Origin of the sequence: Thalassotalea algicola (assembly GCF_012932965.1) — a bacterium.
Lineage (GTDB): Bacteria > Pseudomonadota > Gammaproteobacteria > Enterobacterales > Alteromonadaceae > Thalassotalea_F > Thalassotalea_F algicola.
In genome coordinates this window covers 42557-65474 of sequence record NZ_JABBXH010000009.1, presented here as the reverse complement: position 1 = coordinate 65474, position 22918 = coordinate 42557, and the positions used below count along the sequence as shown (strand labels likewise).

The following is a 22918-nucleotide window of genomic DNA, read 5'->3' as shown; positions in this document are numbered from 1 at the left end:
TAGCATTAACGCTTTGTAAGTTCAGCTAAAATTGAATTTACTAAAGAAAACCTTTGCGCTGCATCTTCTGTCGCTTTAACAATTTTAAGCTTGTTTGCGCCATCTAGCTTATAGGTCTTTGGTTGTTGTTGAATTAAGCCTATTATTTTTACTGGATCGACTTTTGTCTCATCACTAAATTCTAAAGAACCGCTGGCAGGTCCAACTTCAATTCGCGCAATACCAAGCTTTTGAGCTTTTAATTTTAGTTTGGCAATATGCACTAAATTCTTTGTCGCCTGTGGCAATAAACCAAAGCGATCAATTAACTCAACTTGAATTTCATCAAGGGATTCTTTGTCGGTGCAGCTAGCTATTCGCTTATAAAGACTTAAGCGTAAACTTACGTCGAAGATATAATCATCAGGTAATAGCGCAGGAATCCTTAAATCAACTTCTGCTTGGTTCGCGGTTAAGTTTTCTAAAGATGGTTCTTTACCCGACTTTAGTGCAGCGACTGCTTGATCGAGCATTTCCATATATAAGCTAAATCCAACTTGACTCATTTGGCCGCTTTGATCTTCACCGAGTAATTCGCCTGCACCACGAATCTCTAAGTCATGAGTTGCTAATGTAAAGCCTGCGCCTAAGTCTTCGAGCGAAGCAATGGCTTCTAAACGTTTTTTAGCATCCTTGGTCATGCGCTTTTCGTGTGGCGTTAATAAGTATGCATATGCTTGGTGATGAGAACGCCCAACACGGCCCCTTAGTTGGTGTAATTGTGCTAAACCAAGGTTATCAGCTCTATCCATAATTATAGTGTTAGCGCTCGGTACGTCGATACCTGTTTCAATAATTGTGGTACACACCAACACATTAAATCGTTGATGATAAAAATCACTCATTATGCGCTCAAGTTCGCGCTCTCTCATTTGTCCATGAGCGGTAACAACTTTTGCTTCTGGTACTAGCGTTTCAAGATCTCTTGCTGTTTTTTCAATGGTATCAACATTATTGTGCAAGAAGTAAACCTGACCACCGCGCAATATTTCACGTAAAATTGACTCTCGTATTAAGGCATCTTCACGTTGACGAACAAAAGTTTTCACTGCTAACCTTTTTGCAGGAGGGGTCGCGATAATGGATAAATCACGCATTCCACCCATCGCCATGTTTAGCGTTCTTGGAATTGGTGTCGCAGTAAGTGTCAATATGTCTATGTCGCTACGAAGTTGTTTGATTTTTTCTTTTTGTTTAACACCAAACCTGTGTTCTTCGTCAACAATGAGTAAACCTAAATCGTGGTACTTAATCGTATTTTGTAAAAGCTTATGAGTGCCTATTAGAATATCTATTTGACCACTTTCTACTTTTTCAATTACCGCGTTTTGTTCTTTTGTGGTTTTAAATCGAGACAAAACTTCTATTGAAACCGGCCAGTTAGCAAAACGATCCCTAAAGTTGTCATAATGTTGTTGAGCGAGCAAGGTTGTCGGGACCAATAAGGCAACTTGCTTTCCATCATTTACCGCAACAAAAGCGGCCCGCATTGCCACTTCCGTTTTACCAAAACCCACATCACCACATACCAATCGATCCATCGGCTTTTTATCTAGCATGTCGCTAACAACAGCATGTATAGCTTGCTCTTGATCTAAGGTTTCTTCGAAACCGAAGCTATCAGCAAATGACAAGTAATCTTCTTTATTGCGCTTGAACTGATAGCCTTTCTTACTGGCACGCTTTGCATAAACATCAAGCAATTCTGCAGCAACATCTTTCACTTTTTCTGCAGCTTTTTTCTTAGCTTTTGTCCAAGTGTCATTACCTAGTTTATGAAGTGGGGCATGCTCTGGGTCATTTCCAGAGTAGCGGCTAATTAGATGTAAAGAAGCAACTGGTACATAGAGCTTAGCGTCATTGGCGTAGCTTAGTGTGAGAAACTCTGTTGTAATTCCACCGGTATCGATGGTTTGTAAACCAAGGTAGCGACCAATACCATGATCAATATGAACAACAGGTTGCCCCGAGGTTAACTCCGCAAGGTTTTTAAAAATAGCATCGGCTTGTACATCTTGTTGTTTACTGCGTCGACGTGATTGTTTAACTCTATCGCCGAGTAATTCGGCTTCTGTAATAACAACAATTTTCTCACCATTATTTTTAAAGCAAAAGCCACTAGAAAGAGCATTTACCGTGATAGCAATAGCGGTGGTGTCTTCGACAAATTGATGTAAAGAATTAATCTGTTCGGGCTTTATTTCGTTGCGTTTTAATAGCTCCAAAACGCTTTCACGTCGTCCTTGTGATTCTGCTACAAAAAGGAAGCGCGATTTCTTGTTGCTGGCCATAAATTGATTAAGTGCAGAAAATGGCTCTTTTAATTGATGATCAACTGCTAATTCTGGTACGGGTTCAGTTTCAAATAAGATATGTGAAACTTTCTTGCGTGGAGGCTTAGCCGGACTTACGGTAATACGATTTAGCGGTTTAAGTGCTGAAAATAATTGGTCAACTGAAAGAAATAGTTTTTCTGGTGGCAATAAAGGACGTGTTGGATCATACCGCCTATCTTCATAACGATAATCTATATCATGCCAATAATGCGTCAATGCGTCTTCTATGTCGCCAAAAATAAAAGGAAGAATATTTTGAGGTAAATAATCAAATAACGTATTTGTGTCGTTAAAAAATAACGGTAAATAGTATTCAATCCCTGCCGGCATAATACCGTTGCTGACTTGATGATAAACTGATTCTTTATCTATGGTGCTAGTGAATTGCTCTCGATATTGGCTTCTAAATAGGTTGATGCCGTCAGTATCTGTTGGAAATTCATGTGCTGGTAATAAATTTATTAATGCTACTTTATCGCTTGAGCGTTGAGTCTCTGGATCAAATAGGCGGATCTCTTCGATTTCATCATCAAAAAAGTCGAGACGATAGGGCGCGTCGCTGCCCATAGGGTACAGATCGATAATTGCGCCGCGAGCAGAAAATTCACCATGCTCCATTACTTGGTCAACATTCCGATAGCCGCTAGCTTCTAATTCTATTCTTAATTGATGAAGATCTTTTTTATCCCCTTTTTTAATTAATAGTGTATTAGCGTCAATGTAGCTTTTAGGTGATAAACGTTGAACCAAGGTTGTGACAGGCACGATTACGATGCCTTTGCTCATTCGGGAAAGCGCATAAAGTGTAGCTAAGCGCTGTGAAATAATATCTTGGTGAGGCGAAAAGCTATCGTATGGCAGTGTTTCCCAATCAGGAAATAAGCAAACGTCTACCGAGTTATCTATATTTAGACTTAATACCTCTTGTTCGAGGTGAATGGCAGACGGCGTATCATGCGTTATCACCAATATTGGCATTTCTTCTTTAAGAGCAGCCTGATATAAGGCTAAGCTAGCACTAGAACCGGGAAGGTTTACCCATTCTTTTTTATCTGATTTATCAGTCGTAGTTTGGGTTAATTGTGGTGCCAATAAGGGGGTGAAATTACTCATGAATAGTAGGCTAAATCTTCGTCTATAGAATAAGGTTTCTCGGTGCGCTAGTGTAACATGACAAGATTGATTCTCAACTTAGCAATAAGCTTAAAAAGGATATTTATATGAAGGTTGGTATTTTTATTTACGATAATGCGGAAGTACTTGATTTTTCAGGGCCATTCGAAGTGTTTTCGACGGCTGAACGGATAAGTAGTGAGCAACGATTTACTACGTTTCTAATTAGTGAAAAAGCCGGTCTTGTTACTGCTCGTGCAGGCTACCAAGTGAAAAGTAATTATGGCATTGATGAGCATCCAACACTTGATGTTCTCATAATCGCTGGCGGTGTACATTACGAGCAAATAACCAACATGCCTGTTATCGAGTGGATAGCTGAGCAAAGTAAACAAGTAAAAATAATAGCATCAGTGTGTACCGGTGCTTTTTTACTTGCTCAAGCTCAAGTTATAACAGATCAAAAAGTGACTACGCATTGGGATGATATAGATGATTTACGTTGTCTTTTCCCTGCATTAGATGTGATAGAAGATACTCGCTGGGTAGAGCAAGGTAATATCGTCACTTCTGCTGGAATTTCCGCAGGAATTGATATGAGCTTGCATTTAGTTGAACGAATTTATGATAAGCATTTAGCTGATAACACAGCAAAGCAAATGGAGTTTGACCGCACACTTGTAGAGTAAATCATACCCACCGGCCAATAATGTCATGCTTAACTTTATGGCTGTTTTTTATACGGCTTAAGTAAAGAAGCGTAAAGCAATGTAAAGCTTAGCAAAGCCAATGGAACTAACCCATTAATTTCGATTCTATTGTCGCAAATTTGTCTTTGAATTTATCAAAACAAACAACAATAGCATTAAAATTATAAGGGTATTTTATGTGTATTAAAGTTAATAAGTCGGCAGTTTATGCTGGACTTGCATCATGTCTTTTATTGTTATCTGGCTGTGAATCTAGCAGCTCAGACGAAGATACCGATATTGGCTATATTCAATTCTATAATGCATCGGCCAATGCGCCTGATATTTACATGACCATCGATGAAGATATTGAACTTGATTCAGAAGATGACGATGATGAACACGTGGAAAGAACATTTACTGGCGTATCATATTCAGAAACCGGCGGTCGCATAGAAATTTTGGAAGGTGATTACTATGTCGAACTAGGATTACAACAAGAAGATAGTACAGCAAGAGATGATTTGTCACTTATTTATCAGCAACCATTAGAGATATTTGAAGATGTTATAAGCTTATATGTACTCGCTGAAGACGTTACCACCCCTCGTGTATTGAATTATGACATTGAAATTATTGATGATGATGAAGACGACGAAAATGACCTATTTAATTTAAGAGTCTTGAATTTACATACCGATATAATGGATGTTGACGTTTATGTTTCAGGCACTGATGAAACATTCAATGAAGCAACGCTTGTTGTTAGCTCTACATACACCGCGTTAACAGATAATCTAAAGCTTGAGCAAGACGATTACATATTCTATTTAACCGCCTCTGGCTCTGACGAAGTGTTGTTTGAGTCAACCGAGGTGAGTTTTTCTTTTAGTTCTCAGTACGTGTTGATGATACGAGAAAACCTAGGTGTAGATACATCACCTTTTGTTATTGATGTATTGACTAACAGCAGCACATTTGAATATAAAAATGATGGCTCACTTGCCCGGTTTAGAGCTTTTAATGCACTCAACGAAAATGAATTGCTGGCAAACTACAATGGTGCAGTTGATTTGTACACAGACACTGCATCAGTTCAGCCAAGTGTAACCGAGTTGAATTTTGGTCAATTTAGTGAAGCCATTACCCTTGAGCACGGTGACTATAGCTTTGCGTTAAATATTGCCAGTTCAGACGAACAACTTCTTAAAAATCATTTAGTCACGTTAAGCGCCAATGATGATAAAACGATATTTTTCTATAGCTCGGAAGAGTATGTCGACCATGATGGTGATGGTGATGTTGATGAAGACGGCGACGGCCAAGTTGATGAAATTGAGATAACCGTTAATTCATTAGTTGTGAGTAATTCGAGTAATCAAGGTATTTACCAGCACGATATTAATATCGTAAACCTGATAGATGATGAAGATTTTTCTGCGGTCGACGTTTATTTTGTTCGCAGTGATGAATTTATCAATACTGCAGAAAATAGTGCAACTGTGCCATTTAGCGCTAATGATGTTATTTCATTGCTTAATAATACTTACCAAGTGTTTATCGTTGCGAGTATTAACAGTAGTGAAGTGATATTGGCCAGTGACTACTTAACTCTGGACGAAGAAAGTGAGGACCTGTTCTTATTATTAGAAAGTGATGAATCATCGGCTACAGGATACAAATTAACTTTTGCTGCGCAGAATGTAGAGTAACACTAGAGTTATTATTTTTTCACTAATATGTGAACAGTTGGATCCTTTTAAAGTTCGGGCTATACTGAGCATATTGCGGTAAAACAAGGAATGAATTTTGGCTAAGTGGTTACTAGCATTACCTATTTTAATCATCTCAACGGTTGCTTTGGCTCAGCAATCTGCAGAGGTATATCGTTGGGTTGATGAGCAAGGAAATGTCCATTTTTCAGATATGCCTAAAGATAAGGCGGCAAAGCTTTATTTTGTAAAACCAGGTATTACGTCAAAGGCTGATGAAGCCAAGCTTGCCCAAACGCAAAATGAAACTGATCAAAGTGCTCCAGAGTCAAGTGGCGATATGGAAATGATGGAAGTACCTAATAGCGCAGAAGCTTGTCGAGATTTACGGGTTGAAATGAATAAACGTTCGCGTGAACTTAATGGCGGAACTCCACAGCAAGCACGTCTAGCTAGGATCTTTTTAGATCAAGCGGATAAAATATTGGCGCGGAGTAATTGTCAGTAAAACCCTATTTTAATTAAAAAAAACGAGCTTAATAGCTCGTTTTTTTTATTTCTAAGGAGCTTAATGTTACATAGCTTTATTAACGTTTAGTCGCTGCTTTCATTTTCGAAACAAATTCTGCTAATTCACGTAACATTTTGTTTTGATCGCTTAAATGCGTTTCTATAATCTTAACGACGGCAGAGCCACTAATTGCACCAGCTGCACCAGAAGCTATCGCCTCTTTAACTTGTTCAGGGCTAGAAATACCAAAGCCTAAGACAGGTGGTGGGGCTTTATATTCTTGCAGGGTTTTTATTAAGCTATCTGCTGGCATTGCCGCTTTGGTTTCTGTACCCGTTACGCCAGCTCTGCTAAGCACATACGTATAAGCTTTACTGAATGAGGCAACTTCTTTCAGTGTCTGTTGAGAAGCATTAGGAGGTGCAATAAATATGGGGGCAACGTTACTTTCATTTGCCGCTTTTCTAAACGGAGCACTTTCACGAATGGGTACATCCGCTATAAGAATCGAATCGACACCAGCATCGCTCATGTCTTGATAAAACTTATCGATACCGCGAGCAAAAACTAGGTTGCCGTAAAGTAACAAGCCAATTGGAATAGTTGGGGCATAACTTCTAATTTCTTTTAAAATTTCGATACAAGTGTCGGTTGTTATACCTGCAGAAAGTGCACGAATACCTGCCATTTGAATGGTAATCCCATCGGCACTTGGATCTGAAAATGGAATACCAAGTTCTAACGCATCAGCGCCTGCGTCAATAAGTGTTTTTATAATAGCAAGAGATTGCTCTCTATTAGGGTCACCTATAGTAACAAACGGAATAAATGCTCCTTCATTTTTTGACGCGAGAGAGGCAAATTTGTTTTCATAGCGTTGTGTTGTATGAGTCATTATTTTTCTCCTCCTTGTGCTGGCGCTAATATGCTGTGTACGTGGGAGAGATCTTTGTCACCTCTGCCAGATAAATTTACTAAGAAAACCGTTTCCTCTGTCACTTCGGCAGCCATTTTAAGTGCTTGTGCCAGTGCATGCGAAGATTCAAGTGCAGGTATAATTCCTTCATTTTTAGCCAGTGCTTGGAATGCATCTAACGCTTCATCGTCGTTTATCGGGACATATTGTGCGCGGCCAGAGTCTTTTAAAAACGAATGTTGTGGTCCAACACCTGGGTAATCTAAACCTGCAGATACAGAGTAGGATTCTTCAATTTGACCAAATTGATCTTGCATTATGTAGGTGTAATTGCCGTGTAACATTCCTTTACTACCAGCTGATAGCGTTGCACCATGTTGGTCGGTATCAATACCTTTACCACCAGCTTCTACGCCGACTAATTTTACCGATGTTTCATGGATGAAGTCGTTGAACATGCCGATGGCATTTGAGCCTCCACCAACACATGCAATAACATAATCTGGCAGACGGCCTTCTTGTTTCAATAGCTGCTGCTTGGCTTCCTCACCAATCATTTTTTGGAACTCTCGAACTATCGTTGGGAAAGGATGAGGGCCCGCAGCGGTACCAAGTAAATAATGCGCATTGTCATAATTGCCTGACCAGTCACGCAACGCTTCATTTACGGCATCTTTTAGTGTGCCGCTACCAGCGGTTACAGGAATGACTTCTGCGCCCATTAACCGCATGCGGAATACATTTGGCTGCTGACGTTCACAGTCTTTTGCTCCCATGTATACTCGACATTTTAACCCTAGTAATGAACATGCAATTGCAGATGCTACTCCATGTTGTCCAGCACCGGTTTCTGCAATGATTTCAGTTTTTCCCATACGTTTAGCCAGTAGTGCTTGGCCAAGTACTTGGTTGGTTTTATGAGCACCACCATGCAATAAATCTTCACGCTTTAAATATATTTTGGCCAGAGGGTTAGGCGATAAATTTCTACAAAGCGTTAATGGGGTTGGTCTACCGGCATAATCGGTTAGTAGTCGATTAAATTCTTCGATAAACTCTTCATCTGATTGCGAGTCAACAAAGGCTTTTTCTAGTTGTTCTAGGGCGGGAACTAATAGTTCACTAACGTACATCCCCCCGAAATCGCCAAAATAAGGCGGTAGTGTTTCTAATGCTTTTGGTTTTTCAAATTCTTGAGTGGTCATTATTAATAATTCCTAATATGGGCAAATACTTGTTCGATTTTTGCCGCAGACTTGATACCAGGCTCGTTTTCAATCCCAGAGTTAATATCAAGACCAAATAATTCATGTTGTGTTGCTGTATCTATCGCGGTATCAATATTGTCGATACCTATACCTCCGGCCAATAAACAAGCTGATAAGTCTTGTTCTGAGCTGGCTAACGCTTGCCAATTAAAAGCCTTGCCACTTCCGGGCGATTTACCATCGAGTAGCCACTTGTCTACCTTTAAGTTTAGATCTGGTACTTGGTCTTCAACTGATATTGCTTTCCAAATAACGCAACCTGCCGGTAACAAAGGTTTCAGCGCTGCAATGTAGTCTTGATTTTCATTACCGTGAAGTTGCACAGCAAAGAGATTAATGGTGTTTGCTATTTCAGCGACTGTCGATACCGGATGATTTACAAAAACACCGATATAATTTAAACCGTTTACCTTATTAGTAATGGTTTTGGCTTGTTCAATATCGATACAACGAGGCGATTTTTCAGCAAAAATTAGCCCGCCATAAATTGCACCTTGTGCCTTTATTGCTAAGGCATCCTCATTCCTTGTTAAACCACAAACTTTATTGTGACCATAAATGAGTTCTCTACAAGCTAGGTCAATGTCATCTTTTGCCATTATTGAGCTACCAACTAAAAAGCCATTAACAGCTGGCGCTAATTCGCGAACTTGAGCATTGGTGTATATACCAGATTCTGATATGACTAATCTGTCATCTGGAATGTAAGGAGCAAACTCAAATGTACGAGTAATGTCAGTTGAAAGATCACGCAAATTACGATTGTTGATACCGATTAATTTTGCATCTAATGCTATGGCTCGTTCAACTTCTTCTTGATTAGATACCTCAGTTAATATCGCTAGATTATACGACTTTGCCACGTTTGCTAATGATTGATATTGCTCATCGTTTAGCACACTTAACATAAGCAATATTGCGTCAGCGCCATAATAACGAGCCAAATGAACTTGGTAGGTGTCAATAAAAAAGTCTTTATTTAGTACAGGTGACTTAACAACGTCTGTCACTTGTTTTAGGTAGTCAAAAGTTCCTTGGAAGTACTTTTCATCGGTAAGAACAGATATACCCGCGGCATACTTGTCATAGGTTTTAGCAATTTCAACCACATCAAAGTCTGGACGAATCAAGCCTTTAGAAGGTGAAGCTTTTTTACATTCCAAAATAAATCCAGCATCATCTTTGGATAATTCGCCATAAAGATCTTTTTGTGTCGGCTTCAACTGGTTAATAAAGCTTTCAAGTGGTTTACTTTTTTTCAAGGCATCAATTTCAATATACTTATCAGCGACAATTTTTTCTAATACATTTGCCATTATTGCTGCTCCTGATTAGACAAGCGCACTAAATCATTTAAGGTGGTAAATGCTTTGCCTGAAAGTAGTGTTTGTTCAGCAATAGACCTTGCTTCTTGCAGATTGTTAGCTTTGCCATGTAAATAAAGCAAGGCCGCACAGTTAATAATTACCGCAGCATTATGAGCCGCTGGGCCACTGCCGGAGAGGATCTGCTTGATAGCTTGAGCGTTTTGCTCTGGTGTTCCGCCTTTAATATCTTCCAAGCTATATGAATCAAGCCCAAAATCTTCAGGTGTAATGGTTTTCTCGGTAACCGTGCCGTTGTTTAGTTCAATGATCTGTGTTGGGCCGTGCAAGGCAATTTCATCTAAACCGCTGCCATGTATTACCCAACCTCGTTTGACACCGGTTAATACCAGCGCATCAGCCATCACTTTTAGTAATTGCGGGGTGTACACACCTAACAACATTGTTGTCGGTGCAGACGGGTTAACGAGTGGTCCTAGGATATTGAACAAGGTTCTTACACCCATAGCCTTTCTTACAGGTGCTGCATGCTTAAACCCGGGATGATAAGCTGGCGCATATAGGAAACAAATATTAGCTTTTTCTAAACAGTTTGCCGCGGTTTGTGGCGACATCATTAGGTTGACGCCAAAAGCTTCGAGTAAATCTGCAGAGCCTGACATGGAAGAAACACTTCTGTTTCCATGCTTAGCCATTTTTAAGCCGCACGCGGCTGCTAAGATTGCTGCAGTAGTCGAAATATTAATGGTATTGGCGCCGTCTCCTCCGGTGCCGACACAATCGGCTACAGTAAAATCGAGTGACGGGAATGACGTAGCGTTATTTCTAACGGCTAGAGCGGCACCGGCTATTTCTTGCGGTGTTTCGCCTTTTATTTTTAACGCGGTTAGTACCGAAGCTAATAATTCTGGTGCAACATCACCTTGGATCATTTGCTCAAAAAACGTAAGTGCTTGCTCTTGTGTTAATGATTGTTGACTAATTAGGGTGTCTAATACTGAATTCATGGCAACAATTATCCTTTTTGTTCTATGTAGTTAGCGCTAAATAAGTGAAATACATGGTCAATGGCTTGGGCTAGTAAGTGGCTGCCATACGTGGTGAGCACTGACTCTGGATGAAATTGAAATCCAACCACGGCATCAGTTTTATGCTCAATGGCCATCACTAAATCATCAACAGTTGCAGTTGTAGTTAGTGTGTCTGGCATTACAGTCGCTACGAGAGAGTGATAGCGTGCAACTGGAATAGGATTATTGATCCCATCAAAAGCGCCACATGCACTATGTGTAATAGCAGAAGATTTACCATGGACAATTTGCGGTGCCCGATCCACTTTCCCGCCATAGTGCTCTATGAGGGCTTGGTGGCCCAGGCAAATACCGACAATAGGATACTTGCCAACTGTCTTCGCAATTAACTCCATTAAACAGCCGGCTTGGCTAGGGCAACCTGGACCAGGGGAAAGCACCAACAGTACTTCACCTTCTAGCTTTTCAATTTGTGAAATAATGAAGTCCACATCAATGGTATTTCGGTAAACCTTTGGTTCAAAACCAAGTTGATAAAATTCATCAACTAAGTTGTAGGTAAATGAATCCAAATTGTCGAGCATAACAATATGTCGAGTGTTGATTGCTGCTTCCATTAGGCTTCTCCTTGCTCAGCAATGGCAATAGCATTTAAAACTGCTTGCGCTTTTTGTCGAGTTTCATTTGCTTCGGCTTGAGGATCAGAGTCATAAACAACACCAGCACCGGCTTGAACATGCGCAGTTTCATTTTTCACAAAGGCGGAACGGATAACAATACAGGTGTCCATTTCGCCCTCGCCTGTCATGTAACCGACAGCACCGCCATAACTACCACGACGTTTTCCTTCAAATTGGCGAATTAATTCAGTTGCTTTTACTTTTGGCGCGCCAGATAAAGTGCCCATATTCATACAAGCTTGATAGGCGTGAAGGGCATCTAAATCAGGCTTAAGTTGCCCGCAAACACGTGATACTAAATGCATAACATGAGAATAACGATCAACTTTTAATAGTTCTGCAACGTGGCGCGTGCCAGGAATTGAAACTCGAGCGATGTCGTTACGTGCTAAATCAACCAGCATGATATGTTCGGCTAGCTCTTTTTGATCTTGCCTGAGCTCAAGTTCAATACGACTGTCCAAATCAGGTGATAACTCACCGTTAATTTTTCCACGAGGGCGGGTACCTGCGATTGGATATAGCTCTACTTGGTTATTTGATGTTTGATATTTTAATGCTGACTCAGGTGACGCGCCAAAAATACAAAAATCGTCGTCTTGCATAAAGAACATATAAGGGCTTGGGTTAGTCCTTTTTAATGCTTGGTAAGCTGCAATAGGATTTGGACAAGGCAAACTGAATGTACGAGAAGGTACTACTTGAAATATATCGCCGGCGCGGATATGTTCCTTAAGCGCTTCAACGTTTTGACAAAATTGCTCGTCTTCAATATCAACATTTACGCTTGGCGCTGGTGAAGTTTGCTTATTCTCATTCTTTGCTGAAATTGAAATAGGCGTGGCTAATAGCTGTTTGATTTCGGACAGTCGGCGACTGATCTCAAAATAACATTTTTGCTGCTCAGGCCCTGAAAACACATTGCCGATTATTTCCGAACTTCGTTTTTCATGGTCTACAACCACTATAGTTTCGGCAAGATAGAAAACATAATCGGGGCAGGTGTTTTCACCGTCGTTCACATGGGGTAATTGTTCGGCAACCGACATCATATCAAACGCAAAACAACCGGCTAAAAATATTGCGAAGTCGTGATGATCGTTATTGGTGATTTGTTTAAAAGCACGCAATGCATCAAATGAATTACTCGCTTTTAAGCGTGATACTTCATCAAGGTTGATATTTACAGAATTAAAAGTAGCCGTTATGCCATCTTTAGAAGTCACTAACTGCGCTTTACTTGCTAATTGTTCTGCTACATAAGTTAATGCAGCTTCACCATTGAGACTTAGTGCTTTAAACGTCACTTGGTTGCCATTGCAGGTTATTTTTACTGCGCTATCGGTGACTAGTAAGCTTTTCAATTCATGCTTTTTATCTATTTCCGCAGATTCTAGCAATACGCTATTTGGTTTATGCTGGCACAAGCGTTGATATACTGCTAGCGGATCACTTTGGTAATTAGCATTGCCAGACAATGTATTAACAGCACCAATTTCCTTGTTAATGTCGACTCTCATGTCATTTCCTATTTCATCGTTTTGCCAGCGGCATTTACGAAAGGTTTTATATCTGCCATTAGCTTAGCAAAGTCATCTGCGGTTAATGCTTGATGTCCGTCAGATAATGCTTCTTTAGGATTTAAATGTGCTTCAACAATAATACCGTCAGCGCCCACGGCTGCAGCAGCGCGAGAAAGCGGGTTAATTAATGATTTCACGCCAGTACCATGAGACGGGTCGACCAGTACCGGTAAATGAGTTTTTTCTTTTAAATAGGCGACGGCATTTAAATCAAGGGTATTACGAGTTGCCGTTTCAAAAGTGCGAATGCCTCGCTCACATAAAATAACGTTAGGGTTACCGGCATTAATAATGTATTCGGCGGCTAGTAACAGCTCTTCAATAGTCGCGCTCATTCCGCGTTTTAATAGTACCGGAATTTTTTGTTTACCAACGGCCTCTAATAACCGAAAGTTTTGCATATTGCGAGCGCCTATTTGATAACAGTCTATATACTCTGCCATCAACTCAGCATCAACAGGGTCGATGATTTCAGATACTGTCGGTAATTGATATTGTGCTTTGGCCGCTTTAAGTAATTTAAGTCCGTCTTCACCCAAACCTTGGAAGCTGTATGGACTTGTTCTAGGTTTATAAGCGCCACCTCTTAATAAAGGCACGCCATGAGACTTAATCATTTCAGCAACACTAAATAATTGCTGCTCTGACTCTACTGAACATGGCCCTGCAATAACCGTAAAGTTACCACCACCGACTTTGGTACCACCAATTGATACAATAGAGTCATGAGCTTGTAGCTCTCGGCTTACTAATTTATATGGGCTTAATACAGGTTTGATTTCATCTACCATTGGGTAGCTATCTAAATGAAGTTGGCGAAGTACTCGTTCGTCGCCAAGTGCACCAAGTACCGTGCGTTCTACTCCTGGCATATAAAGAGGTTTTAAACCTAAAGAGGCTATTTTTTCTAAAATTTCGTTTGCGTCCGCTTCTGTCGCTTGCGGTTTAAGTACAATAATCATTTGTTATGTTTCCTAATCGTTAATTTATTTGTGTCATCCGGCGTAAATTGGCTGTAGCCACCAAATAAACCAACTTTTTACTTTTGTTGTTAACATTTTAATTTCCAAAAAATCAAAGCGTATAAATGCAAAAACCCGCCAGAAGGCGGGTTTTCAGAATCTTTTTTTATCATTTACATGACATGCACAAAAGCTCATAACCCACCTATGTAGAGTTATGCCACCACCAAATCAGTTGTAATGTATATTTTGTGTTGTTCATGTCTTTATCGTAATTGCTGTTAATTAATGTTGGTTCCAAGTAGAATCAACGCTATATATAAGAATGCATATTTGGTTTTATGTCAATAGCTGATTTTGACTTTAATTTATCCACTCGTTGTGATTTTCATACACACACAAACCTTTCAGACGGCAAGCTAAAGCCAGAGCAGCTCATTGATAGAGCTGTAAATTTTCAGGTTCAGGCTCTTGCCATTACCGATCATGACACGGTTGCCGCGTTCGATAGTGCAAATCGTTATATTTTAGAACAATCTTATAAACTGACACTTATTTCTGGTATTGAATTGTCCACATTGTGGCAAAATTTTGAAATTCATATCGTGGGCTTGAACATAGATATTGAACACCCAGCATTATTAGCATTGATAGCAAAGCAGCAACAGGCTCGTGAAGCTAGAGCGTTAATGATGAATGAAAAGCTAGCTAAGTGTGGCTTTGATAGTATGTTGTCAAAAGCGAAAGCTTTAGCTGGTGAGGGCTCTATTACTCGCGCCCACTTTGCACGGGTACTTCATGACGAAGGTCATGTAAGTACAATGCAAGCCGCTTTTGATAAGTATATTGGCAAAGGAAAACGCGCTTTTGTGAAACCACAATGGTGTGATATTGAAGCGGCTGTTTCAGCAATTCACCAAGCAGGTGGCACGGCAATCATTGCGCATCCAATGCGCTATGATATGACGTCTAAATGGTTGAGACGACTAATTCTTGATTTTAAGGAAGTAGGTGGTGATGGAATGGAAATCGTTTTGCCACAAATGAACCCAGAACAAAGGCGACTTATGCTAACCTTTTGTCTAGAATATGATTTATATGCATCGCTTGGTTCAGATTTTCATTACCCGAGTAAATGGAGTGATTTAGGGCGCAATTTATCCTTACCTGAACAAGTAAAACCGATTTGGCAACTTTGGCAGTAAGCCGCAAAGGAATTTTCTATGAGCCAGTTCTTCTATGTACACCCAGACAACCCTCAAGGCAGACTAATGAAACAGGCCGCAACACTTATTAAAGATGGTGCTGTGGTCGTTTATCCAACTGATTCAGGCTATGCGCTTGGATGCCATTTAGGTGATAAAAAAGCACTTGAACGTATTTGTCAGATTAGAAATATCGATATGGATCATGACTTTGCTTTGGTTTGTCGTGATTTATCTGAATTATCTGAATATGCCAAGGTTGATAACACCGCTTTTAGGTTGATGAAGAATAATACGCCAGGAGCATATACTTTCATTTTCAAAGCGACGAAAGAGGTGCCTCGGCGTTTAATGAACCCTAAAAAGAAAACCATAGGGATCCGAATTCCAAAAAATGAAATCACTCAAGCACTATTAACCGAACTAGGTGAACCGTTAATGTCTACTACGCTGATAATGCCGGGCGAAGATATGGCAGAGTATGACCCTGAACATATTCGTGATATTTTAGAAAAACGCGTAGATCTTATCTTAAATGGTGGTTACTTGGGGGAGCACCCAACAACCGTTATCGACTTTTCTGAAGGCGACGTAGAAATTGTTCGTGTCGGAGAAGGTGACGCTAGCCCTTTTGAATAACTAATTATAAATGGAACAGCAAGACTTACCGTTGGCGATAGTACGTGGCGAAAATTACACTGAAAAGCCCAATGATCTATATATTCCTGAAGATGCGCTAGAAATACACCTAGATGCTTTCGAAGGGCCTCTCGATTTGCTGCTCTACTTAATCAAAAAACAAAAGTTTGATATTGCCGACCTACCCATTGCGCCTATTTCAATACAATATTTTCGATACATTGAACAACTAGAGCAACAGGATATTGATTTATCTTCAGACTATTTAGTGATGGCTGCAACATTAGCCCATATTAAGTCACGTTTATTGTTACCTAAACCAGCTATAGAGGAAGATGAAGAAGATCCAAGAGCAGAGTTAGTTAGGCGGTTACAAGAATATCAGCGAATTAAACATGCTTCTGAAGTTATGGAGTCTTTGCCGAGAGAAGAGCGAGATTTTTTTGTTAGTGCTGTAATAAATGAACATGTTGAACCACGTGCATTTGAGGAAGTTTCACTAAACGAACTGGTGGTTGCTTTCCAGAAAATATTAAAAAAACAAGCGGCTTTTGAGCATCATCATATTCAGCGAGAAGCAATTGCTACACATGACAAAATAGAATATTTGCTGTTGATACTCACAAATGAAAATAAACCAATGCCACTGAATGAATTGTTTAATGTTGAAGAAGGTAGGCAAGGGGCTGTCGTCACGTTTTTAGCAGTATTGGAGCTGTTGAAGCTGCAAAAAATTAATTGTCTAGAATACAATGGAATACTTGAGGTTTCATTAATATGAGTGAGCACATCAAAGGACTCGTTGAAGCTATTTTATTTAGCCATAGCCAGCCACTTAGTAGTCAAAAGCTTAAACAGCTGCTTAGCGAAAATATCGGCATTGCAGTGTCTTCACAACAAATTAAACTAGCCATAAATCAGTTGGTAAATGACTATGATGGTCGTGGTGTCAACCTGATATCGGTTGCAAACGGATATCGATTTCAAACGGCCAATAGATTTAAAGATGAATTAACATCGCTTCATCAAGAGAAATCAACTAAAATCTCGCCGGCGATGATGGAAACCTTGGCAACAATTGCCTATAAACAACCAATAACTCGCTCAGAAATAGAAGAAATTCGCGGAGTGGCCCTAAGTAGTTATATAATAAAGACACTTAGTGAGCGTCAATGGATTAAGGTTATTGGCCATAGAGAAGTTCCTGGGCGGCCGGCAATATATGGAACGACCAAAATATTTCTATCGTATTTTGGCTTACAATCGCTAAAGCAGTTACCAGAGGTAATGCCAATCAGTCATTCAACTGTAGAGGTTGAAGACATTAATATTAAAGAGACAGAAGCGTAGCGCACTTTATTTGCGTGAAGCTACTGACGTATTGAGATAAAGACCTATGTCTGAAAAGTTACAAAAAGTACTTGCGCGTGCAGGTAAAGGCTCTCGTAGGGAAATGGAAGCTGTTATAAGTGCTGGACGAGTAAGTGTAAATGGCAAAACCGCCTACCTTGGTGATCGTGTTGAAGGTAACGAACAAATTCGTGTTGATGGTCATGCGGTTGTTCTTAAGCCGGCGGAAGAACAAGTCTGTCGCATTCTAATGTACAATAAGCCTGAAGGCGAAATGTGTACTCGAAAAGATCCAGAAGGTAGACCAACCGTTTTCGATCGCTTGCCACCGTTAGAAAGTGGACGTTGGATCGCTGTCGGCCGTCTTGATATCAACACTTCTGGCATGTTGCTATTTACCACTGACGGTGAACTTGCCAACCGTCTTATGCACCCATCCCATAAAATAGAACGTGAATATGCCGTACGTGTCTTTGGTGAAGTAGATGATGCTATGCTGCAACGCCTGCGCAATGGTGTAAAACTTGAAGACGGCCCAGCCAAATTCCAAAAAATAACGTACCGTGGTGGTGAAGGACGAAATCATTGGTTCCATGTGGTGTTATCTGAAGGTCGTAACCGTGAAGTTCGTCGTCTATGGGAAAGCCAAGATGTGCAGGTAAGTCGTCTGATCCGTGTCCGCTATGGAGATTTAGAATTACAGCGTCAACTGCCAGTTGGTGGTTGGACTGAGCTTGGTCTTAAAGATGTTAACTATTATCGTAAAGCCGTCAAACTTCCTGTTGAAACGGAATCTAAGGTTAAGGTAAACGAAAAAATGATCGACAATGCGAAAAACAGGCGCATTCGTCGTAGTGTTAAAAAGCACCAACAACGTCATAAGCAATCTGTACGAAGAAATAGAAAGTAACAAATACCCGTTTCTACTTGGTTTCTTCGTCAATTTACGATAACGTGCAAGCCTTGTAACCACCTATGATTATTCAATTGTATAGGTGGTTGAACAGTTAATTTACCTAAGTTCATTATGCGTTAATCAGGGCGGTTTATACGTGCAGCGTCATTACATTCAAGATCAAACATCACTTAATCAATTATGTGAGCACTATCAAAATGCAAAAGTATTAGTTGTTGATACTGAGTTTGTACGTACAAGAACCCTATACCCAAGATTAGGCTTACTTCAAATCAATGATGGCCAGCAATTAGCGCTAATCGATCCGATAGAAATTAGTGATTTAACGCCGTTTTGGCAGCTATTAGAAAATGACCAAATCAAAAAAGTCATCCATGCCTGCTCAGAAGATTTAGAGGTGTTCTTAACCGCAGGTAATTGTCGGCCGAAAAATCTAATTGACAGCCAAGTAATGATGACGTTCTTAGGGCACGGGCTATCACTTGGCTATGCGGCGACGGTAAAGCACTATTTAGACATTGAACTTGATAAGTCAGAGTCTCGCACTGACTGGACCAAAAGACCGTTAAGTGAAAAGCAAATTCGTTATGCACAAGCTGATGTTGATTATTTGTATCAGTTGTATCCAAAATTGTTAGAAGAAGTAGAGCACAAAGGGTGGTTACAAGCTTGTGAGCAAGAAACGGAATTAATGGTAGAGCGTAAGTTCACTGAAATTAATGAAGATGAGCTGTATCGAAATATTAAAATGGCTTGGAAATTAAACCCTAAGCAACTTAATAACCTAAAGCATTTAGCGCGTTGGCGTTATCAAAAGGCTAAAACCAAAGATCAACCTTTAAGTTTTATTGTTAAAGATCATAGTTTGTTCTATGTCGCTCAATATTCGCCAAAAAATACCGGAGCTATGGCGGCTATCGAAGGTGTTGAAAATTTGGATATACGTTATCAAGGAAAGGCAATGTTAGCTGTACTAAGAGAAGCACAACAAGAATCGCCTGAACTATATCCGCAAAAGATTACACGCTTAGATGAATATCCAGGTTATAAGCAGATATTTAAGAAAGTGAAAAACTTCGTCGCGCAAACTGCAGAGCAGCATGCATTAAGCCCTGAGAACTTGGCCTCAAAAAAGCAAATTAACCAGTTCTTAACCCATTACTTTAAATTAAATGGCGCAGGCGATAACGCCGAGCAAGTTGATATATTGCGCCCTTGGCGAAATACCATTTTAGGAACGTCGTTAACGGTATTTGCTGACAATGGATTTAGTGAGTAAAACGATTATCTGCTTTAACACAAATTTTCACGATTAACCGATTTCAAGCCAACATGGCTCATGTTATATTGGCATTTCGTTTATTTTCAACAACTCATAGGTCTCCGTTATGCTATGTGCGGTGTATAAAAGCCCCAAAAAAGATCAAACATATTTATTCGTCAACAAACGTGATGATTTCTCTGAGGTACCAGAAGCGTTATTAAAAACCTTTGGCTCCCCGATATTAGTTACCGTATTGAACCTTGCTAGCCAAGAAAAACTCGCTTTAGCAGATATTGATAAGGTGAAAGAAAACCTTTCAGAACAAGGCTTTTATCTGCAATTACCACCGCCTCAGGAAAACCTGTTAGACGAGCATAAAGCGATGTTAAAAAAACAAAAAGAGGGTTAATTGGCCATGTTATCTTGTCGTAAAATTAGTTCGATGGCGCTCGCTATTGCACTGAATATTTCTCCTTTCTTCTTTTCAAATGCAATGGCTGCTGGACAAGCCGACGATGAAATTATCGATGCAAAAATCAGCTATGAAGAGTATGTCGAAATATTAAAAACTGAAGCACTCGCCAAGGGGTTTTCACAGCAATTGCTTGATCAAAGCTTTGCAAATATCCAATTTTATAAACGAGCAGTGAAAGCGGATCGTAATCAACCGGAAACTGTCGAAACACTTGATACTTACTTGCCCAAGCGTGTGCCACAATGGAAGGTTGATAGAGCAAGAAAGCGATATAAAGAACATCAAGAGTTATTAACCAAGATTGGCAATGAATATGGCGTACAGCCAAGGTTTATCGTAGCGCTTTGGGGCTTAGAAACTAATTTTGGTAAAATCATGGGTAACTTTAATGTTGTGTCAGCATTATCAACCCTTGCTTATGAAGGTCGCCGAGAAGCTTTCTTTAAGAAGCAACTTTGGGCAGCATTGTCAATTTTAGAAGAAGGTCATATTAGTGTTGAAAATATGAAGGGCTCTTGGGCTGGTGCAATGGGGCAAAATCAGTTCATGCCAACATCGTTTATGAGCTATGCCGTTGATGGCGATGGTGATGGCAAAAAAGACATTTGGGGCAATCAAGCCGATGTCTTTGCTTCAATGGCTAACTACCTTAAGAAGGAAGGTTGGAGCGATGAGTTAACCTGGGGAAGACAAGTTAAATTACCAGAAGGTTTTGATACGTCCTTAGCCATTCCAAAGAATACTGGTAGTCGTAAAAACTGGTTGAAAGCCTGGACTAACACTGAAAAAACGTTGCAAGAATGGCAAGAGCTAGGGGTTAGACGCACTGACGGTACGGCATTACCCAAAGTGGAGATAAAAGCTGCTTTAGTATTTCCTGATGATGCAAACGGTAGAGCTTATCTTGCTTACAATAATTATAAGAGTTTGATGCATTGGAACTTGTCTTATTACTTTGTAAGTTCTGTCGGTCACCTATCTGATCGTATTAAGTTTCCACCAATTCAGTAGAGCGCCGCATGTATCAACATATTGATATCAATGGACACGCCATAGAACTTCCTGTTGGAAAGGTGGTTTGCGTGGGCCAAAACTATCATGATCATATAAAAGAAATGAATAGCATCGTTAATGGTGAAGCGGTGCTATTTATGAAACCCAACACTGCGATTTGTTCGCTTTTATCGCCCGTTGTTATCCCTAGTGGGCAAGGTGAATGTCATAACGAAGCTGAAATAGCAGTATTAATTAATAAACCGTTAAAAGCGGCCTCTCCTCAGCAAGCAATAGCTGCAATTTGGGGGGTAGGGATAGGCTTAGATTTAACGCTTAGAGATGTTCAACGCGCAATGAAAGAATTAGGTCGACCATGGGAGGTTGCCAAGTCGTTCGATTTGTCGGCACCAGTTTCGCCTTTCATTCCGTTAAATAAAGTTTCAGATTTAAGCAAGATAGAATTTAGCTTAACGGTAAATGATGTGTTAAGGCAGCAAGGGCAATCAGCATTGATGATCCGCAGTATTGCCGAGCTTGTTTCGATAATTAGCAAGCATTTCACCTTGCTACCGGGTGATATAGTGTTTACAGGTACACCTAAAGGTGTAGCACCACTATTTGCTGGTGATAAGCTATCCTTAACGTTAGAGAATCACCAATTTGAAGGTGTTGTTAGCAATGACTAAGCCTGCTATTCCCCCATTTTGGGAAACTAAATCGTTAACTGAAATGACTCGCCAAGAATGGGAGTCGCTATGTGATGGTTGTGCTAAATGTTGCTTACACAAATTCATAGAAAGCGAAGACACCGCTGAAGAAGACGAGTTTAAACCAACTGACTATATTCATGAAGATGAACAGTTAGTTTATACCAATATCGCTTGTTATTTATTGAACGATAAAACTTGTGCCTGCACGCAATATGAAAAGCGTACTACATTAGTACCAGACTGCGTAAAGCTAACGCAAGATAACCTTGATGATGTATTTTTTATGCCGCCAAGTTGCACATATCGCCGCCTGCAAGAAGGTAAGGGGATGCCAAGCTGGCACCCGTTATTAAATAAGGGGAAGAAAAGTGCAATGCACAAAGCTGGAATGTCAGTTCGTGGAAAAATAGTGAAAGATAACGATGTTTACCTTGAAGACTATGACGAGCATATTGTTACATGGCCACTGAATGAATTGGATTAATACCTAACATCCTAGCTTAGTTTAAACTGTGAATTGATTTAAATACCGGGTTAATCAAGCGCAGTTAAGTGCTTAACGTAGTGCTGGCCGTTATGGACATAATGGTCGGCTGACTTTCTCAGTAAATCATGTGTTTTTTCATCTAGCGGCTTAACCACTTTTGCTGGTGAGCCTAGCGCTAAATGGCCATCAGGCACTTCCATATTTTCAGTAACTAGGCTGTTGGCACCAATAATACAATTCTTACCAATTTTTGCACCATTAAGCACTACAGCATTCATGCCAATTAAGGTGTTATCACCTATGCTGCACCCATGAAGCATAACTTTATGACCAATAGTTACACCTTCACCAATATCGATAGGAATTCCTTTGTCGACATGCAACACGCTACCGTCTTGAATGTTCGTATCTTTAGCTATTTTTATTTCGTCCATGTCGCCACGCATGACAACGTTAAACCAAATGCTGACATTTTCGGCTAACACTACATTACCAATAACAGCACTGTTAGGAGCAATAAAACAACTAGGGTGAATATCGGGAATAAGTTTATTTAATTGGTAACGCATTGTTTTCTCATATCCTTTAATAACTTGACTTACATCAACATCAAGCACTTTATCATCGTAATTTGTGCAAAGATATTATTAATTAGTCGTATAAAAAACAAACCAGAAGTGGTAAAACATTAATCACCTGTTGAATAAAAAT

22 protein-coding genes are annotated in these 22918 nt (G+C 40.0%); 13 read left to right on the top strand and 9 right to left on the bottom strand.

The window, feature by feature from the left end; genetic code table 11:
* Nucleotides 1-5 precede the first annotated feature (5 nt).
* Nucleotides 6-3488, bottom strand: coding sequence for a transcription-repair coupling factor (gene mfd, locus HII17_RS18265; protein ID WP_169076810.1), 3483 nt, complete (start codon nt 3486-3488; stop codon nt 6-8).
* A 107-nt stretch (nt 3489-3595) separates the two neighbouring features.
* Between mfd and HII17_RS18260 the strand changes: the two genes are divergently transcribed.
* From HII17_RS18260 to HII17_RS18250, 3 genes are all read left to right on the top strand, one after another.
* Nucleotides 3596-4177 carry a DJ-1/PfpI family protein gene (locus HII17_RS18260; RefSeq protein WP_169076809.1) on the top strand — a complete coding sequence of 194 codons (582 nt, stop codon included), beginning with the start codon at nt 3596-3598 and terminating at the stop codon, nt 4175-4177.
* Nucleotides 4178-4374: 197 nt separating this feature from the next.
* The gene (locus HII17_RS18255; RefSeq protein WP_169076808.1) at nt 4375-5889 is read left to right on the top strand and encodes a DUF4397 domain-containing protein; all 1515 of its coding nucleotides are present in this window, start codon (nt 4375-4377) and stop codon (nt 5887-5889) included.
* 97 nt (nt 5890-5986) lie between these two features.
* The gene (locus HII17_RS18250; protein ID WP_211185416.1) at nt 5987-6397 is read left to right on the top strand and encodes a DUF4124 domain-containing protein; all 411 of its coding nucleotides are present in this window, start codon (nt 5987-5989) and stop codon (nt 6395-6397) included.
* Between the two features lie 79 nt (nt 6398-6476).
* On the opposite strand, the gene trpA is transcribed toward HII17_RS18250, so the two are convergent.
* From trpA to aroF, 7 genes are read right to left on the bottom strand one after another with little or no spacing between them, the layout of a single operon-like run.
* Nucleotides 6477-7295 carry a tryptophan synthase subunit alpha gene (gene trpA / locus HII17_RS18245; protein WP_169076807.1) on the bottom strand — a complete coding sequence of 273 codons (819 nt, stop codon included), beginning with the start codon at nt 7293-7295 and terminating at the stop codon, nt 6477-6479.
* Nucleotides 7295-8521, bottom strand: a complete 1227-nt coding sequence (gene trpB / locus HII17_RS18240) for a tryptophan synthase subunit beta (RefSeq protein ID WP_169076806.1) — start codon at nt 8519-8521, stop codon at nt 7295-7297. The genes trpA and trpB overlap by 1 nt, the downstream gene beginning before the upstream one ends.
* A gap of 2 nt (nt 8522-8523) precedes the next feature.
* Entirely contained in the window at nt 8524-9900 is a 1377-nt protein-coding gene (gene trpCF, locus HII17_RS18235) for a bifunctional indole-3-glycerol-phosphate synthase TrpC/phosphoribosylanthranilate isomerase TrpF (RefSeq protein ID WP_169076805.1), read from the bottom strand.
* On the bottom strand, nt 9900-10916 hold the full coding sequence (trpD, locus tag HII17_RS18230) for an anthranilate phosphoribosyltransferase (RefSeq protein ID WP_169076804.1): 1017 nt from the start codon (nt 10914-10916) through the stop codon (nt 9900-9902). Before trpD ends, trpCF begins: the two co-directional genes overlap by 1 nt.
* 8 nt (nt 10917-10924) lie before the next feature.
* Nucleotides 10925-11557 carry an aminodeoxychorismate/anthranilate synthase component II gene (locus HII17_RS18225; RefSeq protein WP_169076803.1) on the bottom strand — a complete coding sequence of 211 codons (633 nt, stop codon included), beginning with the start codon at nt 11555-11557 and terminating at the stop codon, nt 10925-10927.
* Nucleotides 11557-13140: an anthranilate synthase component 1 gene (locus tag HII17_RS18220; RefSeq protein ID WP_169076802.1), complete on the bottom strand. Its 1584-nt coding sequence runs from the start codon at nt 13138-13140 to the stop codon at nt 11557-11559. Before HII17_RS18220 ends, HII17_RS18225 begins: the two co-directional genes overlap by 1 nt.
* Nucleotides 13141-13148: 8 nt before the next feature.
* Nucleotides 13149-14165, bottom strand: coding sequence for a 3-deoxy-7-phosphoheptulonate synthase (gene aroF, locus HII17_RS18215; RefSeq protein ID WP_169076801.1), 1017 nt, complete (start codon nt 14163-14165; stop codon nt 13149-13151).
* A 341-nt stretch (nt 14166-14506) separates the two neighbouring features.
* Here aroF and rnm point away from each other — a divergent pair, with 341 nt between their 5' ends.
* From rnm to HII17_RS18165, 10 genes are all read left to right on the top strand, one after another.
* Nucleotides 14507-15370, top strand: coding sequence for an RNase RNM (gene rnm / locus HII17_RS18210; RefSeq protein ID WP_169076800.1), 864 nt, complete (start codon nt 14507-14509; stop codon nt 15368-15370).
* 18 nt (nt 15371-15388) lie between these two features.
* Nucleotides 15389-16009, top strand: a complete 621-nt coding sequence (locus HII17_RS18205; protein WP_169076799.1) for an L-threonylcarbamoyladenylate synthase — start codon at nt 15389-15391, stop codon at nt 16007-16009.
* 10 nt (nt 16010-16019) lie between these two features.
* Nucleotides 16020-16790, top strand: coding sequence for a segregation and condensation protein A (locus HII17_RS18200; protein ID WP_169076798.1), 771 nt, complete (start codon nt 16020-16022; stop codon nt 16788-16790).
* Nucleotides 16787-17359: an SMC-Scp complex subunit ScpB gene (gene scpB / locus HII17_RS18195; RefSeq protein WP_169076797.1), complete on the top strand. Its 573-nt coding sequence runs from the start codon at nt 16787-16789 to the stop codon at nt 17357-17359. The genes HII17_RS18200 and scpB overlap by 4 nt, the downstream gene beginning before the upstream one ends.
* A 46-nt stretch (nt 17360-17405) precedes the next feature.
* Nucleotides 17406-18269, top strand: a complete 864-nt coding sequence (gene rluB, locus HII17_RS18190) for a 23S rRNA pseudouridine(2605) synthase RluB (protein ID WP_169076796.1) — start codon at nt 17406-17408, stop codon at nt 18267-18269.
* Between the two features lie 142 nt (nt 18270-18411).
* Nucleotides 18412-19554: a ribonuclease D gene (rnd, locus tag HII17_RS18185; protein WP_169076795.1), complete on the top strand. Its 1143-nt coding sequence runs from the start codon at nt 18412-18414 to the stop codon at nt 19552-19554.
* 109 nt (nt 19555-19663) lie between these two features.
* Nucleotides 19664-19948 (top strand): YcgL domain-containing protein, encoded by a 285-nt coding sequence (locus tag HII17_RS18180; RefSeq protein ID WP_169076794.1) that lies wholly within the window; start codon nt 19664-19666, stop codon nt 19946-19948.
* A gap of 6 nt (nt 19949-19954) precedes the next feature.
* On the top strand, nt 19955-21025 hold the full coding sequence (locus HII17_RS18175; protein WP_169076831.1) for a lytic murein transglycosylase: 1071 nt from the start codon (nt 19955-19957) through the stop codon (nt 21023-21025).
* Between the two features lie 8 nt (nt 21026-21033).
* Nucleotides 21034-21696: a fumarylacetoacetate hydrolase family protein gene (locus tag HII17_RS18170; protein WP_169076793.1), complete on the top strand. Its 663-nt coding sequence runs from the start codon at nt 21034-21036 to the stop codon at nt 21694-21696.
* Nucleotides 21689-22204 carry a YcgN family cysteine cluster protein gene (locus HII17_RS18165; protein ID WP_211185415.1) on the top strand — a complete coding sequence of 172 codons (516 nt, stop codon included), beginning with the start codon at nt 21689-21691 and terminating at the stop codon, nt 22202-22204. Before HII17_RS18170 ends, HII17_RS18165 begins: the two co-directional genes overlap by 8 nt.
* A gap of 50 nt (nt 22205-22254) precedes the next feature.
* Here HII17_RS18165 and HII17_RS18160 read toward each other — a convergent pair whose 3' ends face one another.
* Nucleotides 22255-22776 carry a gamma carbonic anhydrase family protein gene (locus tag HII17_RS18160; RefSeq protein ID WP_169076792.1) on the bottom strand — a complete coding sequence of 174 codons (522 nt, stop codon included), beginning with the start codon at nt 22774-22776 and terminating at the stop codon, nt 22255-22257.
* Nucleotides 22777-22918 lie beyond the last annotated feature (142 nt).